This is a genomic window from Flagellimonas sediminis (assembly GCF_010500845.1).
GTDB lineage: Bacteria > Bacteroidota > Bacteroidia > Flavobacteriales > Flavobacteriaceae > Flagellimonas > Flagellimonas sediminis.
On the sequence record NZ_JAAAMI010000006.1, the window covers coordinates 183355 to 201882 of the forward strand.

Annotated in this window: 19 protein-coding genes and 1 tRNA gene; 11 read left to right on the forward strand and 9 right to left on the reverse strand. The window is 43.0% G+C overall.

Annotated features, from left to right (window positions below; translation table 11 throughout):
* Window positions 1–70: 70 nt before the first annotated feature.
* Both GTK07_RS13150 and GTK07_RS13155 read right to left on the reverse strand, forming a co-directional pair.
* Window positions 71–1336, reverse strand: a complete 1266-nt coding sequence (locus GTK07_RS13150; protein WP_163635708.1) for a BamG family beta-barrel-assembly machinery protein — start codon at window positions 1334–1336, stop codon at window positions 71–73.
* Window positions 1337–2065, reverse strand: a complete 729-nt coding sequence (locus GTK07_RS13155) for a type III pantothenate kinase (RefSeq protein WP_163635709.1) — start codon at window positions 2063–2065, stop codon at window positions 1337–1339. It abuts the gene before it with no gap.
* Between the two features lie 100 nt (window positions 2066–2165).
* On the opposite strand from GTK07_RS13155, the gene GTK07_RS13160 reads away from it, so the two are divergent.
* Window positions 2166–2241, forward strand: a tRNA-Phe gene (locus tag GTK07_RS13160).
* A gap of 119 nt (window positions 2242–2360) precedes the next feature.
* On the opposite strand, the gene GTK07_RS13165 is transcribed toward GTK07_RS13160, so the two are convergent.
* Window positions 2361–2672: a hypothetical protein gene (locus GTK07_RS13165; protein ID WP_163635710.1), complete on the reverse strand. Its 312-nt coding sequence runs from the start codon at window positions 2670–2672 to the stop codon at window positions 2361–2363.
* Window positions 2673–2767: 95 nt separating this feature from the next.
* Window positions 2768–3790, reverse strand: a complete 1023-nt coding sequence (locus GTK07_RS13170) for a helix-turn-helix domain-containing protein (RefSeq protein WP_163635711.1) — start codon at window positions 3788–3790, stop codon at window positions 2768–2770.
* A 193-nt stretch (window positions 3791–3983) separates the two neighbouring features.
* Between GTK07_RS13170 and GTK07_RS13175 the strand changes: the two genes are divergently transcribed.
* The 6 genes from GTK07_RS13175 to GTK07_RS13200 all read left to right on the forward strand — a co-directional run bounded on the left by GTK07_RS13175 (window position 3984) and on the right by GTK07_RS13200 (window position 8002).
* Window positions 3984–4646, forward strand: coding sequence for an SOS response-associated peptidase family protein (locus tag GTK07_RS13175; protein ID WP_163635712.1), 663 nt, complete (start codon window positions 3984–3986; stop codon window positions 4644–4646).
* Between the two features lie 136 nt (window positions 4647–4782).
* A complete protein-coding gene (locus GTK07_RS13180) occupies window positions 4783–4944 on the forward strand; it encodes a DUF1328 domain-containing protein (RefSeq protein WP_163635713.1) in 162 nt (53 codons plus the stop codon).
* A gap of 47 nt (window positions 4945–4991) precedes the next feature.
* Window positions 4992–5201, forward strand: a complete 210-nt coding sequence (locus GTK07_RS13185; protein WP_163635714.1) for a hypothetical protein — start codon at window positions 4992–4994, stop codon at window positions 5199–5201.
* A 132-nt stretch (window positions 5202–5333) separates the two neighbouring features.
* Window positions 5334–6755, forward strand: coding sequence for a cardiolipin synthase (gene cls / locus GTK07_RS13190; RefSeq protein WP_163635715.1), 1422 nt, complete (start codon window positions 5334–5336; stop codon window positions 6753–6755).
* 93 nt (window positions 6756–6848) lie between these two features.
* On the forward strand, window positions 6849–7313 hold the full coding sequence (locus tag GTK07_RS13195; RefSeq protein ID WP_163635716.1) for a hypothetical protein: 465 nt from the start codon (window positions 6849–6851) through the stop codon (window positions 7311–7313).
* A 125-nt stretch (window positions 7314–7438) separates the two neighbouring features.
* A complete protein-coding gene (locus GTK07_RS13200) occupies window positions 7439–8002 on the forward strand; it encodes a hypothetical protein (RefSeq protein WP_313790813.1) in 564 nt (187 codons plus the stop codon).
* Here GTK07_RS13200 and GTK07_RS13205 read toward each other — a convergent pair.
* Window positions 7999–9528 (reverse strand): GH3 family acyl-acid amido synthetase, encoded by a 1530-nt coding sequence (locus GTK07_RS13205; protein ID WP_163635718.1) that lies wholly within the window; start codon window positions 9526–9528, stop codon window positions 7999–8001. The two genes, GTK07_RS13200 and GTK07_RS13205, sit on opposite strands and share 4 nt — an antisense overlap.
* 278 nt (window positions 9529–9806) lie before the next feature.
* On the opposite strand from GTK07_RS13205, the gene GTK07_RS13210 reads away from it, so the two are divergent.
* Complete coding sequence (locus GTK07_RS13210) at window positions 9807–10034, forward strand: hypothetical protein (RefSeq protein ID WP_163635719.1); 228 nt, start codon at window positions 9807–9809, stop codon at window positions 10032–10034.
* A gap of 461 nt (window positions 10035–10495) precedes the next feature.
* Here GTK07_RS13210 and GTK07_RS13215 read toward each other — a convergent pair whose 3' ends face one another.
* Together GTK07_RS13215 and GTK07_RS13220 are read right to left on the reverse strand one after the other, a co-directional pair.
* On the reverse strand, window positions 10496–12313 hold the full coding sequence (locus tag GTK07_RS13215; RefSeq protein ID WP_163635720.1) for a pyruvate kinase: 1818 nt from the start codon (window positions 12311–12313) through the stop codon (window positions 10496–10498).
* Between the two features lie 71 nt (window positions 12314–12384).
* Window positions 12385–13929 carry a glycoside hydrolase family 32 protein gene (locus GTK07_RS13220; protein WP_163635721.1) on the reverse strand — a complete coding sequence of 515 codons (1545 nt, stop codon included), beginning with the start codon at window positions 13927–13929 and terminating at the stop codon, window positions 12385–12387.
* A 168-nt stretch (window positions 13930–14097) separates the two neighbouring features.
* Between GTK07_RS13220 and GTK07_RS13225 the strand changes: the two genes are divergently transcribed.
* From GTK07_RS13225 to arsM, 3 genes are read left to right on the forward strand one after another with little or no spacing between them, the layout of a single operon-like run.
* The gene (locus tag GTK07_RS13225; RefSeq protein WP_163635722.1) at window positions 14098–14712 is read left to right on the forward strand and encodes a TIGR04282 family arsenosugar biosynthesis glycosyltransferase; all 615 of its coding nucleotides are present in this window, start codon (window positions 14098–14100) and stop codon (window positions 14710–14712) included.
* On the forward strand, window positions 14709–15524 hold the full coding sequence (locus GTK07_RS13230) for a purine-nucleoside phosphorylase (RefSeq protein ID WP_163635723.1): 816 nt from the start codon (window positions 14709–14711) through the stop codon (window positions 15522–15524). The genes GTK07_RS13225 and GTK07_RS13230 overlap by 4 nt, the downstream gene beginning before the upstream one ends.
* Window positions 15521–16486, forward strand: a complete 966-nt coding sequence (gene arsM, locus GTK07_RS13235) for an arsenosugar biosynthesis arsenite methyltransferase ArsM (RefSeq protein ID WP_163635724.1) — start codon at window positions 15521–15523, stop codon at window positions 16484–16486. Before GTK07_RS13230 ends, arsM begins: the two co-directional genes overlap by 4 nt.
* Here arsM and GTK07_RS13240 read toward each other — a convergent pair whose 3' ends face one another.
* Both GTK07_RS13240 and GTK07_RS13245 read right to left on the reverse strand, forming a co-directional pair.
* The gene (locus GTK07_RS13240) at window positions 16487–17515 is read right to left on the reverse strand and encodes an N-acetylmuramoyl-L-alanine amidase family protein (RefSeq protein ID WP_163635725.1); all 1029 of its coding nucleotides are present in this window, start codon (window positions 17513–17515) and stop codon (window positions 16487–16489) included.
* On the reverse strand, window positions 17516–18454 hold the full coding sequence (locus GTK07_RS13245; RefSeq protein ID WP_163635726.1) for an N-acetylmuramoyl-L-alanine amidase: 939 nt from the start codon (window positions 18452–18454) through the stop codon (window positions 17516–17518).
* Window positions 18455–18528 lie beyond the last annotated feature (74 nt).

The following is an 18528-nucleotide window of genomic DNA, read 5'->3' on the forward strand; positions in this document are numbered from 1 at the left end:
TTCATTATAAAATCCTCCTAAAGGATCCCTAATGGGTGGTTATTTATCAAATTTTAAAAAAAAGGTCCCATCAATTTATTTTTCTTTTCTGAAACCATATGTCATTTAAGGATAACCCTACATTGACCTTCAAATAACTTTCCTCTATAAGGTTCGCGTCCGTGGTTCCCCTTCTACCCAACTCAAACCCGAGGTTTACATTGGAGAAGGTACCACCCAACGGCATACCAAGACCAAAAGTTATGCCAAAATTGTTTATCTCTTTTCCGTTGACCTCCAAACCGCTTACGTCATACCGCAATCCAGCACGGTAGGTAACCCTTTTAAAATAGCCGGACAAGGCACGGTAATCAGGCACCCAATACCCTCCAAAGGCATAGGTGGCCGCATCATTGTACGTCACATTTTGGAGTCCCAAAAAGGCGTTGTCAAAATCGCTGTACTGTTGAAAACTGTACTCAACCCCCATGAACCATTTTTTATCCTCCCCAAAACCGAGTCCCAGAGTGGTGCGTGTGGGTATCTTCAACTCGGTGTTCCTTAAATTACTTGCATCCAAATTCACATCCACCACTTCCACATTGTTCCCATTGGCAAGTGAGAACGACCCTAAGGTTTGGGTGTTCTTGGACACTAAATTTCCTTGGGTGTTCACCAAAACGGAAGCGAACAGCGTATACTTATCCTTTATTGTTGGAGTGTAGTTCAAGGCATAGTTAAAATCATAGCCGTTGATCTTTGAAACGCGGTCGTCCAAGGTACCGAATTGCACTCCTTCCACACTTTGTATCCTTTGGTATTTAAGGGAGCCAAAATTAAAATTGGCGGTTATTCCCAAGCTAAGGTTCTTGATAGGTTCAAAACCGATGGAAGTATATAATCGGTTCAACCCACCATCGCCGGTATAAATATTGGTTACTTCTGCACCCTCACTGTTGGTTCTAACATTGTTCAGGCTATACCCCACGGAAGTAAATGGCATTACCCCGAATCCCATCCCTATTTTTCGGGAAAGTGGAAACGCTATGGACAGATAGTCCAAAGTGGTCACCGAGGTATTCTGCTGTTCCGACCAATCCTTTAATCGGTATTCCCTGCGTGAAATTCCAGCGGTATAGGTAGTTACCCTTAGTTTAGAATAGGCGGCCGGGTTAGTCAGGTTGATATGGATACTGTCTCCATACATTGATATACCTCCCATCATTTGATTTTCCACAGACCCTTGGTCCCTATGATCCCCGATACCAAAATAAGAGTATGGTGAAATGGTCCCATTTTGCGCGAACATGCCGTGGGCCATCACGCAAAAAAATGCAATCAGAATTTTTTTAACCATTTAGTCTTTGTTGTATTCCAGCAGGCCATTGAGCCCCTCCAAGAGAAATTTGGAGTTCGCAAATATGGTGTTTTTTAGCCTTTTGGCAAAAAAATGGGAGTCGCCGCCTGTTAAAATAACTGTTAAATGTTGAAAGCGTGAACGATACTGGTCTATAACCCCATCCACTTCACAGGCCACCCCATTGATTACACCACTATGCATACAGGTATGGGTAGCGTTGCCGATGAAGTCGAGAAAATCTTGCGGTTCCAATAATGGAAGACTGGCCGTTTGCTCGTGCATGGCCCTGTAACGCATGAGAACACCCGGCGAAATGGCCCCACCCATATATTCCCCGGCATTGTTCACCATTTCATAAGTAATGCAAGTACCGGCGTCGATGACCAAGGTGTTTCCTGATGGATTTTGGCAAAACGCTGCGGTGGCCAGTGCCAACCGATCTACACCCAATGTTTGCGGCGTGGCATAACTGTTCTTAAAAGGCACTTTGGAGCTACTGGATAGCACATGCACCTTACAGAACAAAGACAAAATATCTCGTTCCTTATGGTCCAATTTACCCACTGAAGATATGATGGCATGACCAATCTTGGGGTAAGCCTCAAAAAGTTCCTTGACCTTGGACAGGAACAGTCCCGATTCTGAGGCTTGGTCGTAAATAATTTTACCATTTTCAAAAACGGCATATTTTACCAAGGTATTCCCGATGTCGATCACAAGGTTCATGGTACAAAGATCGAGAATTGGAAAAAATTCGATGCCTTTTTTCTTCTTTTTGTTTGTATATCCTAATTTTGAAATTATATTTGCACCCGCTTTAGGGCATGGTACCTTAGCTCAGTTGGTAGAGCAACGGACTGAAAATCCGTGTGTCCCTGGTTCGATTCCTGGAGGTACCACCACACCCCCCCCCCCCCCGCATCCACAAGGATTGCGGGGGTTTTGTTTTTTGGCCTAATTCAAAAGGAATAGAGCCAAATCCAGACCAACTTTATTGATTAAAGTAAAGAATCGCAATGGATTAAGAAATGGCCATCAATGAGGTCTGCAGATCGGAGAGCAACCTTTTTTCAACCTCTTCTTGAGCCGTATTGATCTGAACAAAATTTCGTTCCACCAAGGAATACAAAGGTTCTGGGGTATCGTTGTGCACCGATACCTGTCCGTTTCGACAATCGATATCCAAAACGATCAGGGAAAGATAATCCATCAAATGTTCGGCTTCATTGATCAAAATGCGAATGATCTGCAGTTGTACCGCATATTCCAAATTGATGCGTTGCACTTGATCCAGTGCATTGGCCGCCGAAAGATGTTTCCAATGGATTTCCAAACCTAATTTTTTTACAAAAATAGGATAATTTGCAAATAAATTTACGATTAATAAACATTCAATTAACATTGAAATGGATTGACCTTGGGTGGTTCCTATTTTCTTTTGCTCGCCATAAAATCGCTTGGGCTTACCCCAAATTTTTCCTTGAAAATCTTGGAAAAATAGCTCCTACTGGTAAAACCTATGGAGTAGACCACCTCCGAAATGTTCATCTCCGAATTGGCAATCAGGTCTCGGGCCACTTCCAACCTGGCGTTCCGGATGTATTCCGTTACGGTCTTGTTGTAGAGCAACCTAAAACCTTCCTGCAATTTGGCCTGGGTAAGCCCGGTTTCTGCAGAAATCTCTTCCAACGAAAACTCCTTGGCAATATTGTCCTCAATTTTTTTGGCGTATTCCCTAATTTCCTTCAATTCCCTTTTTAACAGCGAAGTGGGCAATTGCTTGTTCTTTACTTCCTTATTGTGTTGCATAATATGCATGGACAGGATCTGATAGACCAAACCTTCAATTTGCATGATACGGATCATGCCCTTACCCTTCACTTCGCGAAGGGCGGTCATCAAATCGGCCATTTTCAGATTGTACGACCCAAAGTAGGCGAACACTTTTTCATGGTCAGTATCCATGAACACTTCATACAATTGTCTATTTAGAGAGTCTCCCTGGTTCAACCTTCTTTTTAAAAAAGGTTTTCGGCGTACCTGGATCACACTAAGGGAAATGGTCACATCTTTTGGAAAATAACGATCGCTTATACCCCCACTTCTATTGGTCAAGATTACGGACTGAAATTGTTCAATAAACTTGATCTCATCCGTGGATTGGTACCCGAACTTGTGGCCGCTATATCCTTCTAAACAGTAGTAAAAGTTGATAGGGTTGAATTTTGACGTATCCACAATGATGGTCACTTCATCAAAAAAGATCAACTCATACTCCACCAAGCTCACGCCCCATTCAAATTCGATGTACCTCATATGCCCGCGGGCCTTTTCATTGTCAACCTCAAGGGTATATTGTCCCCAGCGCTCCATAATGGTTCCACCTATAACTTCTCGTACTTGCTCCACCGAATCGGCAGTTTTCTGGGCCTCTATATAAATTTTTATCATAGGTGTTCCGTACTGACCAACGTTAATACATATTTCGCCAACCAATAAAGATAGTTTTTGTTTGATCTTGCACAATCACCATTTCCATTTATTTTGATTTTACATATTTTAAAGCAAAAGCATCATCATTAAACCCTTTTGAGTCAACCCTTTTTCAAAATAACAGGTTATTTGCCCTAAAAATTGAAAAGCTATGATTTACAAACTTTCAAATGCTGCTGAAAAAAATGACATAGAAAATGAGTTTGGTATCCCTTTCAAGTATCCCAACCTGTACACCCAAAATCCGTTGGTCAATGGGTTCCATGAGACCAATCTCTGCGTTGTCACAACGGATAACCAAAGAGAGATCACCTTTGCCATTTGGGGACTGATGCCCCAAAACTTCAAGGAAGACTGGTATATTTTCCAGAACAACGCCAATACCCTAAATGTTCAATTGAACGATCTGGAGCAAGTGGATTGGATGAGGGCATCCTTCCACCAAAGAAGATGTTTGATCGTGGTAACCGGTTTTTACACCCATATGATCAAGAATGGTAACACCTGTAGCTACTATCTATGCAAACCTGATGAACGACCCTTTTTCTTGGCGGGGGTATACAATACCTTGGAAGATGGGTTCCAGTGCACCGCATTGATCACCACAAAGATGGGTCCATTTGTTTCCAGCTATCACGACATAAGCAATCTGGCCCCCATCATGGTCCCCAATGAGAGGGCCAATTTTTGGTTGTCCAATAATACCAAGATTGAAGACCTTAAAGATTTTATCCAAGATCCTCCCGAGGTGAGCCTTAAGGCCAACCTTATGTCGAACGAATTCTTCCTCAACAACATCACTTATAATGTTTAAGGCACCACATTGGTCAATTGCTATAGCTAAAGAGTCAACATTAAAACCGATAGCGACAACGACCCGGCATTTAGATCACGAAATTTGTAGTGTACTGATTAAGTGTTAGTCAGGCATTAATCTAAAACCTGAAAATATGTTACGTTGGACAGTCATTTTTATAATCTTGGCCATTGTGGCCGGAATTTTCGGTTTTGGCGGAATAGCCGCCGGTGCGGCCAGTATAGCCAAAATCCTATTCTTCATCTTTCTCGTATTGTTTATCATCTCTTTGATAACCGGTAGGAAAAAGATTTAGAAGTACACATAAACACAAAAGAATCATTAACTTAAAAACAGAGAACCATGAGAAAATCGATAAGTATAATCATATTGTTCATGTCCTTGGCATTTACCATGAGTATGAACAGTTGCAGGGAAACAAAAGAAGACAAGGTTGAAGATGCCATTGAAGATGTAAAAGATGGGGTTGAAGAAGCCGGGGACGAAATTGAGGATGCCGCTGACAAGGTGGGCGACAAAATTGAAGAGGTCACCGATGACGATCCACAGTAAGACTTCGTTAGTCATGCGCACAACTCTGGCCCTAATTGCCAGAGTTTTTTTGTTAGGGTTGTATTACCCGATTTTAATTTCTTACATTTTCAATTTTACACGTTAACATAGTTAAACACTTGAACAAAACCCATGAAAATAGCATTAACCATACTATATCTGGTTTTGACCGTTTGGGCCATTGGTGCCGTGATCTACCATGGTAGACGCCCCTCAAGGTCCATCAGTTGGGTTTTAACGATAGTGGCGTTGCCTTATTTGGGAGTGGTGTTGTACTATCTGTTCGGGATGAACCGGAGAAAGTTCAAATTCTTCAACGGCAAGGAATTTGAGAGAAGGAGACACCATAGGTTTCCGGAAGGCTCCTCCTTTGAAAAGCACCAAGTCAATTTTGATACCGATATCCGCAAAAAAAGATTGAGTACCCTAATCCAATCCAATGCCAACACCAAGGCCACAGGTGGCAACCAGATCAAGGTGCTACAGGATGGGGGGGAGACTTTCAATGCGCTTTTCAAGGCCATGGAAGAGGCCGAACATTTTATCCACCTGCAATACTACATTTTGGAACAAGGTGGCCTTTTGGACAAAATGTTGGATCTTTTTCAAAGAAAAATCAAGGAAGGTGTACAGGTTAAGATTCTCTATGATTCCTTAGGTAGTTATCACCTTAGGGGAAAGCCCAAAAAGAAGTTCCAGGACATTGGTGTGGATATCCATCCAATAATGCCCATACGCCTGAACAACCTGTTGTTTTCCCTCAACTTTAGAAACCACAGAAAAATTGTCGTAATCGATAATAAAGTGGCCTTTACAGGAGGGGTCAATGTTTCGGATAAATATATCACGTCCAAGAGCGAACTGGGCAAATGGAAGGATACCCACTTAAAATTGGAAGGCCCAATCGTTAATGACATCCATCTGGTTTTTTTGAAGGATTATTATTTTGCCAGCAAGAATGGAGACTTTCAAATAAAGGACTACCTATTTGAACAGGATCAAATGGGATCTGCCTGCGCCCAAGTGGTGGTCGGCGGCCCGGATTCCGATCATCCGGCGATCATGCAGCAATACATCAGCATGATGAACCAGGCACAACGATCCATTTTGATCGCCAATCCCTATTTTTTGCCAGGGGAAGCCTTTCTTCAGACAATAAAAATAGTGGCCCTTGAAGGTGTGGATGTTACCCTCCTCGTTCCAAAAAGATCGGATTCCATTGCGGCCCAGTTCGCTATGTTCTCCCAATTTGAGGAATTGCTAACCATTGGCGTGAACATTTACTTGCGGGAAGATTTTTCACATAGCAAGATCTTGGTGGTGGATGACGATCTGGTCTCCATTGGTTCGGGGAACTTTGACATCCGCAGCTTTGAGCTCAACTACGAGGCCAACATTTTGATCTATGACCAGCAGATTACTTCAGAACTTAAGGAAGAATTTTTTGCCGTTTGTAAAAAAGCGGATATCATGACCTTGGAACGCTTTCGCAACAGACCGTTTTGGCGAAAATTCTTGGAAGGACTCTTCAAATTCCTAAAGCCCCTTCTTTAACAATTCTTTAATTGGTAATGGATCAATGATTGATTGAAATGAGACAAGCTTCCCATGAGCTTCAATCTAGTTTTGTATCAAAATAAACACATCATGAAAAATATCTTAATTATTCTTTTTTTATTGGGAGCCACCACAATGAGCGCCCAGAGTATAGCCAAGAACGCCCTAGGTATACGTGTTGGGGACAATGACGGATTTGGCGGGGAAATCTCCTATCAGCGGTACTTAAAAGAAAATAACAGATTGGAGTTTGACCTCGGATGGAGAGACTCGAATAACGTAGATGCCTTTAAACTGGTAGGCCTGTACCAATGGGTGATGCCTATTGACGGAGGGTTCCACTGGTATGTGGGTGCCGGTGGTGGTGTAGGCTCTTTTGATGCCGGTGATAATGACGGTGCCTTTGCACTTGTAGCCGGTGACTTGGGTATCGAATACGATTTTGACATTCCCCTGGTGATTTCTTTGGATATGAGGCCGGAGCTTGGTTTTAACGACCGTTATTCCGATGATCTGGACCTTGATATTGCCTTGGGGCTCCGATACCAGTTTTAAAATAAACACTAACACCTTAAAAGGGGCAACCATAGGTTTCCCCTTTTTTTTACCCATTTGTTTTGAGAAAACGATTTAAACAATTAGTACTGTTCATTACATGCTTAATCTTAATTCCGCAACTTGTGTCCCAGCCCAATAAAAAAATCCCAAAAAGTATAGAGAAAGAGGTTCGGATCGCCCTGATGCATTATCCAGAGCTCAAGGACATTCCTATTGAGTTCAGGTTCAAGAAGAACATCAAAAAGTCAGTGATGCAGGCCCAACCCACTTTTGGGGCTTTGTTCCGATCAAAGGACAAGCGGGATTATACCATCTTTATCAGTGAAAAATTCAAGATTACCGGGGAAGAGTTCAAAACGGTAGATGTACCGTCGGATGTTTTGGTCGGATGGCTGGGGCACGAAATGGGACACATTATGGACTACCAACACAGAAGTGGGCTCAACCTCATCGGATTTGGGTTTAGATATGTTCTCTTAAAGGAATTTGTGAAAAAAGCCGAACGTGCTGCGGATTCCTTTGCGGTGACCCACGGCATGTCCGACTATATTTTAAGGACCAAAAGGTTCATCTTGGACAATTCTGCCATTCATCCAACCTATAAGGATAGGATCAAACAATATTACCTATCCCCGGATGAGATCATGGAAATGGTGGAAGAGAAAGATTCGTCCAAAAGCGGTTAGTTTTCCATTTCTTGGGCCACGAAGGCTTCCCATTCCTCGAATTTTTCTTCCCCCATCACCCTTTCCATCTTTACCTGACCGCCCTTTTTCTTATTGGCCCCGCTCCATTCGGCAAATACCTCTTGGGGCACAAAGGCAACTTTTACACCTTCCAATGCCTTGGAACGGGCCACTTTGTAATTTTTATTGGCCTGTTTTAAAAAGGAATCGAGGATTTCGGCAGTTTTGGTGCTATCTACGGACCGATCCGATCCCAAATACCAGGAATGATAGAACCCATCGTCAAAACGTTTGGCACAAAGTGTATACTCGGGAATTTTGATATCGAGTTCCTCTTCCAAATGTTTCACCGCATCGTTCAACTTGTTCACGGACAATTGCGACCCAACTGTATTCAAAAAGAATTTGGTCCTCCCCGTTATTTTGATCTCGGCATTTTCCACGTCCGTAAAGGCAATGGTGTCCCCAATTAAATACCTCCAAGTACCGGAAACTGTGGAGATGATCAAAACATAATCCTCATCTCTTTGTACTTGATCCAAAGTGAGAGCCGGGGCATCCTCTACCAAGGAACCATCCTCGTTGATGTACTCCGATTTAAAGGGTACAAATTCAAAATAAATCCCATTGTCCGTAATCAATTTCATGGCGTTGGTATCGGGTCCACTTTGAAACGCCATAAAGCCTTCCGAGGCCAAATAGGTATCAATGATCTGGATAGGTCTTCCTAACAAGGCATTGAAGCTTTTCTCATAGGGATCAAAGGCCACCCCACCAGAGGTATACACCTGCAGATTGGGCCAAATCTCATGGATGTGCTCTAGGTTATGGTATTCGATGACCTTTTTTAACATCAGTTCCATCCATGAAGGGATACCACTAAGGGCACCAATATCCCAATTTTTGGCCTCCTTGGCAATGGTGAGTACCCGCTCGTCCCAATCATCTATCTTGGCAATCTCTTCGCCAGGCTTGTAATACTTTTTGAACCAAAAAGGGATATTACTGGCACTGATACCACTAATTTCCCCTTCCTTATGGCCTTGCCGCTCCCGAAGATCGGTGGAACTGCCCAACATCATAATCTCTTTTTCGAAAAAATCGGCGGGCATATCAAAATTGCTCAGTGCATATACTTGTTTTATGCCTGCCTTTTTTATGGAAGCAATCATATCCTCGGTCACGGGAATTCTTTTTGACTTTTTCCCAGTGGTACCGGAACTCAGGGCAAAAAAATCAGGACTTCCGGGCCACGTCACATTCGGTTCGCCCTTTAAGGTACGTGTCCACCATTCACCGGAAATTTTGTTGTAATCAAAATAAGGTACTGTTTCAGCATACGCCTTTGCAACGTTTTCTGAATTTAAAATGGCACCGAATTGATAATGCTGTCCAAACTGGGTCTCCTTGGCTTTTTCCAAAAGCTCTTGGAGTACTTTTTTCTGTTCTTCGATAGGATTTCGCTCCTTGCTCAAGGTATCCCTCGCTTCAATGAATCCTTTTATAATGTTTCCAATAATTGCCATATCGAAAGTTTTTGAATTGTATAAACCAAAACTACGCTTGGAACTTTTGAATGTTTTCCTCAATTCATTTTAAGGTTAACTTGAATCATATAAAAACGAGGTACAGGGCCAGCCTTGATCAAATAATGGCACCCTAGGGTCCTTATTTTAACATTTTATAAAGTATTGAATCTTAAACTCTTAATGTTTTCATAAATATGAAAATCAAATGGTTCCATAACAAGAAAATATGGCGACAACTCTTATATTTAACGGACTCAGCATAACTTTAAACAAAAATGACCCAAGAGTTACTAGCACAGGCAGAGGAGTTTGAGAACAGACCCATGAGCCACATGTCCACCAGCGATAGGGTTGAAGCCTCCAGAGAGGCCAAAAAACTCATACTTTCCATTAACGAGATCTACAAAAAGACCAAGGACTCCAAATTAATGGAGGTCATGAAAAGTCTTACCGAAAAGAAGCGTAAAATAGAAAAGCGACTTAAGGGTACCCCATTGGTCTAAATACCAAGAGAAACACTGCGTTGACAACTGAGACCACCCGAAGTGATGTAGCTAGTTTTTACAGTTTTACACCACAATAAACTGTAAACCAAATAAATACATTGTTTACAATATACCTAAACCGCCTTAATTGGCGGTTTTTCCATTTACAAGGCATTTTTGACCAGTTACGTGTTAATTCCTGCAACGAATAAAAATGTGGATTGTGGGTAAGGGGTTTTGACTAATTTCGGACAGCAGATAACCTCAATCTTATAAGCAAACACTCTGAAAAATGAACACTATTGAAGTAAAATTAGGATACCTGTTTTGGTATTTTGTAATTGCACTATCGGTTTATTCCCTTATTAGCAGTCTCTACAATTATATTTTTTGAGCTATACTAAACACTACCCATCAAAAAATTCCTGTAGTTTAATAATGTCTCTTTCAAAGGCACCTTTTAGGTGCCTTTTTCGTTTTCATCCCCATTGCATTTTAGGCAACATTACCTCTTTTTTATCATGTGAAGCCTCTATGTTTGCCAAAACCTCGTCCAAAAAAGCGATGGCCTCCTGAATATGTGGTCCCTTGTTCAACATAACACATTCTGCCTGCACGGATGATGTAATGTCCGTAATCTCCGATCTTGATGGCATGCCCTTTTTGGCCAAGCTTTCCAGAACCTGGGTAGCCCAAACCACGGGGATATGTGCGGCGCTGCAGAACGATAGGATGCTTTCTTGCACCATGGCCATGTTCTTCCAGCCTACTTCCAAGGCAAGGTCACCCCTTGCGATCATGACACCTAATTTTTTGGCCTGCATGGCTGCAATGAGGATCCCTATCAAATTTTTGTAGGCCATCTGCGTCTCAATTTTTAAAATGACCCCTAGGGTATTCTTTGCTCCGAGTTGCTCCAATTCATTTAAAAGCTCCTTTACATCTTCCTCATTGTTCACATAGGAAAAGTTGGCGATGTCGGCATGTTTTGCCACAAATTTCAGGTCTTCCTTGTCCTTTTCGGTCAGGCCAGAAATGCCCAAATCTAGGGCGGGCACGTTTATTCCCTTCTCCGATTTCAGTTTTGAGCCTTTTTCACCCGCCCTTACAATCTTTACCTTAAACCATTCCGATGCGGTTTCCACCACAATGCCTTCAATCTTTCCATCATCAAAGAGTATGGGGGTACCTTCTTTCATTTTACGGACAATTTCCGGAGGACTGCAACTCACCTTGCCAGCTTGGACCAAATTTCCTTCCGAATCAAAAATGGGCAAAGTGGCCTCGTCCTCTTCTGAACCAACAATCAAATAATCACCTTTCCTCAACAATAAAAACTGCTCCACTCCCGGAAGTTGCCCCACCATTCCTTTATTCAGCTTTTTCCTTGAAGGTTTCAAGATTGTTCCAGATGTCAGGGTAATCGACTTAGGGCTCAAAAGCAAAACAAAATCTTTATCCTTTTGAACCACCTTGATCTTTCTCGTTCTTCCCCTAACATCCCTTACCTTGATGTCATCCCCGACACGAAGCTTTTCCATCCACCGCTTATCCACAGGAATTTCATTGGGTTTCAGTTCATGCCCTCCTTGGGTCACCAATTTGATGAATACCATATCCTTCTCTCCATGGGCGTTTTTTGCAGGTCTGAATTTCTTGATCTTTGGCCCTTCCCCAATGGCCCCCGTGCGAATTTTGGGCCCTGCCAAATCCATGGCTATCTTTACGGTGGCGGAACACTCCTTCTCCGCTTTTCGGATATTATCAATGATGGATTCCCAGACTTTCGGGCCGTCGTGCGCGCAATTGATCCGGGCACAGTCCATTCCGTTTTTCACCATACCCAAAACCAGGTCGTAGTCCGTTGCCGCTTCGGAAGGTTGGGTAACCATAATCCGTACCCTTCTTTCCTTGGTATGCTCCCCAAAAATTTTATCGGTGTGTCTGCGTAACAATTTTTTTCCCTCACCAATGGATAAGTACTTGGCTACTACATCTTCAGATGGTTTGGACCTTAAATTGTCCAACATGGATTTCAAGTTTACCAAACTTCCCAAAATATTTCCTTCGGCATTGGCCAAACGGGTCAATCCCAACTGTTTCAATGATTTTTGCATTCCCCGAACATCGAGACTTCGGAAGGCTGCATAATGCATCAAATTTTGGGCACTTCTGGAATATTCTGGACAAACGCCCGAAGTTTTGGCAAGAATCCCCTCGTCCTGTCCCTGAATCAAATGGATAACCTCCTCCAGTTGGACGGCCAAATGTTCAAGTTGTTCATGGGTGGTAGGCATAGGAATAATTTTTCCTAAAGATCGGTAGGAAGTAGTTTAAAAAAACTGACAATGATCAGATCAGGGCCCAATTACCAAATGGATTCCATTTTCTTGATACTTTCCACTATCACGTTTGCCTCGGGATCATTGTTTTCAACCGTTATGGAATTATAGGGCTCGTTCGGGAAAACCTGCTCCGTCATCACCAATAGACCACCGTTGATAAACACTTCCATGGAAGATTTATCCAATAGAATTTCCATCTCCACAGGGTCGCCGTTCAAAAGTTGTAGTGGTGCTACATGGGTCTTATTTCCAAAGTCTTCTTGAAAATCAATCTTACCAGATGCACTGCGATCCACCAAAAACTGATTTCGCCCCGCATTCAAAGTTAAAACCACCTTTTCACCTAAGGAATTCCCGTAAACAATACTAAAATCCTTTGATGCCGTTTTCAATTGGATACTAGACTGGTCCAGACCGTTTATGGTTTGTGTTGCCGTTTCACTTGAACCCACCTCCCAAGATTTGGTAAGTTCCGAAGAGGCCAGGCCATCTATTCCGCTAATAGGGAAATTGGTCAAATAATAATCCATCCCGATTTTTTGTAGTGTCAATTTCCTCGGGACGGTCATGGAGCTTCGCCATTTTTTCGTTGGGGTATCCCTTGCATACTGCCAATTGCTCATCCACCCAATAAAAATTCGATCTCCATTGGGCTCATTGTTATAGGTAACCCCAGCATAATTGTCCGTACCATAATCAATCCATTTGGGTTCCTTTTGGTCTGTGGTGAAGGTTTTTCCATCAAAATCCCCAATAAAATATTGGGTCCCGCTACCGCCGTTGGGTGCCCCAGGATTTATACTAATGATCAATACCCATTTGGATTCGTTTTCGCCATCAACCTGTAATGGAAACAGGTCCGGACACTCCCAAACGCCACCATGGGCACCGTAGTCCTTACCAAATTCCCCGGTCAAGGTCCAATCCTTCAGGTTGGGTGATGTATAAAATTGGGCATGATCTCCCGCAACCAAGGTCAAAATCCACCTTTTAGATGCCTCATGCCAAGTAACTTTGGGATCCCTAAAATCCTTGATACCTTCATTCCCGATGACGGGGTTGCCCTTAAACTTGGTCCAGGTATCGCCGTTATCCAGAGTATAGGCAATCCCTTGGGTCTGAAAATCCGTTCTGCCTGCCTTTTCCCCATCCATATCATGATAGGTAAAAATGGCCACCAAAGGTGTCTCCCCATTTTTAGCGAACCCAGAAGTATTCTGACTATCCACAACAGCGCTACCGGAAAAAATCAACCCATGTTCATCAGGATACAAGGCAATAGGTTTGTGTTCCCAACGGACCAGATCTTTGCTCACGGCATGCCCCCAGTGCATGGGACCCCAAACGGTATCGTCGGGATAATATTGATAAAACAAGTGATATACCCCATCCTGATACACCAGTCCATTGGGGTCGTTCATCCAATTTGCCTCAGGTGAAAAATGAAACTGTGGCCGGTAGGGTTCCGAATAATAGGCAGGTTCCGTAACCACCTTGTCCTCGGTTTTCTTATCCTTGCAACCCAACACCATTAAAGTTATGGCCCCTAAAAAGTACAATTTGTTCATCTACGCGCATTTGGTTGAAGATAATCATTTTATGTGGATGGATGATGTATACAGCCATTTCGGAAGCAGGTTATCAAATAATAAAGCATGCATCAATCTAGGATCGAAACAGAAAAATCTAACTATCTTTAAACAGCATTTTGCAATCTCTTTCTAAATTCAAATGTGTTGAGCAAAAGCCTTCTTTTGATTCTTACGCGAAACCCCGAACTTGGTAAATGCAAGACCCGATTGGCCGCCACGGTCGGGGACCCTGCTGCACTTGAAATCTATAAGTTCCTCTTGGACCATACGGTATCACTGACCAAGTATTTAGGCGTGGACAAATGGGTCTTTTATTCGGAAGAGATTTGGGAAAATGATATTTGGGACAACCACTTTTATCAGAAAAAATTGCAGGTAGGGAACGATCTTGGGGAACGGATGTTGAATGCTTTTAAGGAAAGTTTTCAAGCAGGTTTCGACCAAGTCATCATTATAGGAAGTGATATGTACCACTTGGCCCAGAAGGATCTTGAAGAAGCCTTTCACCAATTGAAAAACCATGATTATGTGGTAGGGCCTGCAGAAGATGGCGGGTATTATCTATTGGGAATGAAGCAATTGAACGAAAAACTGTTCCAGAACAAGGCATGGGGCACCGATTCGGTACTTGCATCGACCATTCAAGATATGGAAGGAGCCAACATTGCCCTTTTGGACGAGCGGAACGACGTGGATTACTACGAAGACATTAAAGACATTGGGGCTTTTCAGCCCTTTATAAAACATATAAAAGCATGACGCAGGAACAATTAAAAGAATCTGTTGAATATTTGAAAAAAAGGGGATTCGAAACCCCTGAAATAGGCATAGTCCTGGGCACAGGGCTCGGCCAATTGATCGATCATATAGAAAACCCCATCGAGGCACACTATAACCATATCCCACACTTTCCGTTGGCCACGGTAGAATTCCATACAGGCAAATTGATCTTTGGAACCATAGAGGGCAAAAAAATGGTGGTGATGCAGGGTCGTTTCCACTTATATGAAGGCTATGATTTTGTGGACATCACCTATCCCATACGGGTCATGCATCTGTTGGGCATTAAAAAACTGTTCATTTCCAATGCCGCAGGTGCCATCAACCTCAACTTTAAAAAAGGGGATATTATGTTGATCGAAGACCATATCAATCTTCAAAGTGGTTCACCATTGGCGTTCCGAAACGTTTCCGAGTTCGGCAATCGGTTTGTGGACATGAGCGAACCCTATGATGTGGATATGTGCAAAAAAATACATGCCATTGCCATAAGGGAAGGTATTTCCATCCAAAAAGGGGTCTACGCCTCCGTGGTAGGGCCCCAACTGGAAACCAAGGCAGAATATAGGATGCTGAAAATTCTGGGTACAGATGCTGTGGGTATGAGTACCGTACCCGAAGTAATTGTTGCCAATCATTTACGACTACCTGTTGTAGCGGTATCTGTGTTGACGGATGAATGCGACCCAGAAAACCTGGAACCTGTTAATATTCAGGAGATTCTGGACATCGCTGCCAAGGCAGAACCCAAAATGATCAAATTATTCAGAGAACTAATCAAGGAAATATGAGCTATTTAGATGCTACCCAAGACCTTTACAAAGAAGCGGCCCTGACCCCCGATGTTGGGCTTTGTTGTACCACTACGCCTGTTTGGCAATTCCCGGGATTGTCCATTCCCAAAATCATGCAAGAAATGAACTATGGGTGTGGCAGTACGGTTTCAGCCCAGGATTTGGTCAACAATCCCAAAATTCTGTATGTAGGTGTCGGTGGAGGCATGGAACTGCTTCAATTTGCCTATTTCTCCAGACAAAAGGGAGGGGTAACCGGAGTGGACACCGTGGATGAAATGTTGGAAGCTTCAAAAAAGAACTTCAAAATAGCAGAAGAAGAAAACGATTGGTTCCAAAGTGATTTTGTGAACTTGGTAAAAGGCGATGCCCTAAACCTTCCTGTTGAAGATGAAAGTATTGATGTGGCCGCGCAGAACTGTCTCTTCAATATCTTCAAAATGGAAGATCTTAAAAAAGCTGTTGGAGAAATGTACCGTGTGTTGAAACCCCATGGCCGTTTGGTGATGAGCGACCCCATCTGCGAACAACCGATGAATGACGCGCTACGTAATGATGACAGGTTACGCGCTCAGTGCCTGAGCGGCAGTATTCCATTGAAAGATTATGTAAAAGTGCTTACCGATGCAGGATTTGGCACCATCGAAATACGAGGTAGAAGATCATACCGGGTATTGTCTCCAAACCATTACCCCACGGATGAACTCATCCATATTGAATCCATAGAAATTGCCGCCATTAAAGATCCCATGCCAGCCGATGGGCCTTGCATGTTCACAGGCAAAACGGCCATTTATTATGGAAACGAGGAATATTTTGATGACAAAAAGGGGCACGTACTTTTGCAGAACCAACCTTTAGCGGTTTGTGACAAAACAGCGGCCGCTTTAGCCAAGGAATCTGATGAAATCCATGTAAGCGAAAGTACCTGGCACTATAATGGCGGGGGCTGTTGCTAATTATTTGGCTGTAAAATCTTTGGAGGATTCATAGTCCAAAAGGATTCCCTCGGAAATCCATTTGGCCAAGGCCTGTCTGTTATCCGGATCCAAAATCCGGCGTTGATCGAGTTTGCTTCGGATGTTCCCTATTTCAATATAGGCCATGGCCGGAAGCGTATTTTTCACCAAATAGAGACCACTGCGCTCCATAAAGGTCCCACTGTAGACCCTATTCGGTTGAAATTTCTTGTATTTCGCCAAAAACGTTTGGTGTATGCTCTCGGCCAATCGTTGACCGTTTTTGCTGTTCTCGTGATGATAAAAGAACACATCGATATTGGTTCCTTTGCTGCGGCTGTCCACATGGGTAACCAAAAGGCGTTGGTATTTCCCCTTGTTCTTCATGTACAGGTCATTTACGGCCTCGGTACGTTGTTTTAGGCGGGCTAATTGCCCTAAGGGGATGGTGTTGGAAAGTACAGTTTCATCCGTATCCAATTCTAAAATGCGTTGATCGCGAATACCATCGTTCCCATCCTGCACAATAATGTGTACCTCTGCTCCATGGGATAACAATTCTCGAGCTAAGCGAAGGGTAACATCATAAGCATATTCATCCTCGGAAATTAATTTACCCTCATATTTTTCGACTGCTCCGGGGTCGGGACCGCCATGGCCGGAAATAAGGTAATAAACAGTATCGTCCAAACGGTTACTCACAGAATCTATCTTGGCGAAATCCTTACCGAAAATAGGATAGATAATCCCTGTACTGGTCTCTTCAACCTTTTTAAGGGCCAACGTATCCGGTAACAAATAGGATTGGCCCACATAAAGGGACTCGCTTTCTCCCAATCGTTCCAAGTTCAGTTCCACAAATTTGTTGTAATACTTGGTGGGACTCACATTATATCTACGGAGTAAAGAATAGATACCGTCTCCTTTTTCGGCCACCACGCTCGGTAAAGATTTTTGCGCCCCAACAAAAATGGGGAACAGCAGCAAGCATATCAATAGAAATGAAAAGGGGTTCTTTCGGTCTATCATTCAATTTTCAATTTCCAGGTCCACGTAGTCGTTCATGATTCCGTTACTGATCCACCCTGCAAATTTCTTCCTGTCGGGACGGACGGCAATTTTGTCATTCGATTCCTTGGACGTGTTCTCCAACGTCAGCAAACTAATGGCCGGCAACATATTTTTTGCCAAATATAAGCCGTTCTGGTCCTCAAAAATCATATTGACATCTTTATACGACTTGTTGGAGATACTGTTCTTCTTAAAAACGTTCTTGATATTCTCGGCAAACCGCTGTCCTTGTTCACTTTTGTTATAGTGATACACGGCAACATCCATATTGGTCTTTTCGGTCACGCCCTTGGCACGAATGATGAGTACCCGCTGGTATTTGCCACTATTTTGAAGGTAACGTTTGTTGATTACTTCAATATACTTGCCCATTCGCTGGTTTTCAGTGACCATAACACTATCTGTCACCACGGTTTCTGGAATTTCATTTCCCAAAATATAAACTTTGGCCCCATTCACCATAAGATCGGCGGCCAGACTTTGGGCAACTTCTTTCACAAAACTATCATCTGTATTTTTACTGGAATCCACAATGAGGTAATACACCGCATCCTTAAGTTTTTCGCTCTTCAGGTTCATTTGGGCCAGTTCCTTGTCAAAAATAGGAGCTTCAGTGCCTTCTACGGATTTGACCATTACCCCTGTTTTTTTAAAGGAGTCGGTTACTTGTGGAATCTTGTATTCCACCCCGACCTTAAGAAAACTGCCATCCTTGATCTGGCCCGCATTCAACGTTACGAATTCCTCATAGTGTTTAGCGGGATCAAGTCCTTGTTTTCGAAGCATCGAAAATATCCCATCTCCTTGTTCGGCTACGACCTTATAATACGTTTCTTCCTGGGCAAAAATGGCAAAACACGCCCAGACCCAAATAATAAGGGTTGATATTGATTTCATTACTGTAATTTTTAGGGGAAGGGGTGTACACAAATATGGCGAAAAAACGGCAACTATTTAACAGGTACCGCAAA